The 451-nt window shown below is 65.0% G+C and carries 1 protein-coding gene; it reads left to right on the top strand.

Features of this window, described 5'->3' with window-relative positions:
* Nucleotides 1-440, top strand: a 440-nt coding sequence (locus tag HUS66_RS17455) for an OB-fold nucleic acid binding domain-containing protein (RefSeq protein WP_254628903.1), incomplete at its 5' end; no start/stop codon positions are given.
* Between the last annotated feature and the right edge of the window lie 11 nt (nucleotides 441-451).

Below are 451 nucleotides of genomic sequence, written 5' to 3'. Positions count from 1 at the left end.
TGACCCTGGATGACCGCACCGGACGCATCGAGGCCTCGATGTTCGGTGAGCTCTACGATCAGGTGCGCAACAAGCTGGTGCCTGACAGCGTGGTGATCGTCGAAGGCGAGGTCAGTCAGGATGACTATTCCGGCGGCCTGCGTCTGCGCGGCAAGGATGTCACGCCGATCATCGATGCGCGGGCGCGCTTCGGTGAGGCGGTCGAGATGAGCATTGCCGCCGAGGACATCGGCGGTCGCTTCACCCAGCAGCTGACCACCTTGCTGACGCCACACCTGGCCAGTGAAGGCCTGCCTATGCGCCTGCGTTATCGCAACGCCGCGGCGGAGGCCTGGCTGGAGCTGGGCGAGCAATGGCGCGTTGCGCCCAGTGATGAGTTGTTGATCCAGCTGGGTGAGGTGGAAGGCCAGCGCGGCGTGCGCCTCAAGTACCGTGACTGACTTGCTGGCCG

Source organism: Onishia taeanensis (genome assembly GCF_013349955.1).
GTDB classification, from domain to species: Bacteria; Pseudomonadota; Gammaproteobacteria; order Pseudomonadales; family Halomonadaceae; genus Onishia; species Onishia taeanensis_B.
This window is presented reverse-complemented; position numbering and strand designations above follow the sequence as displayed.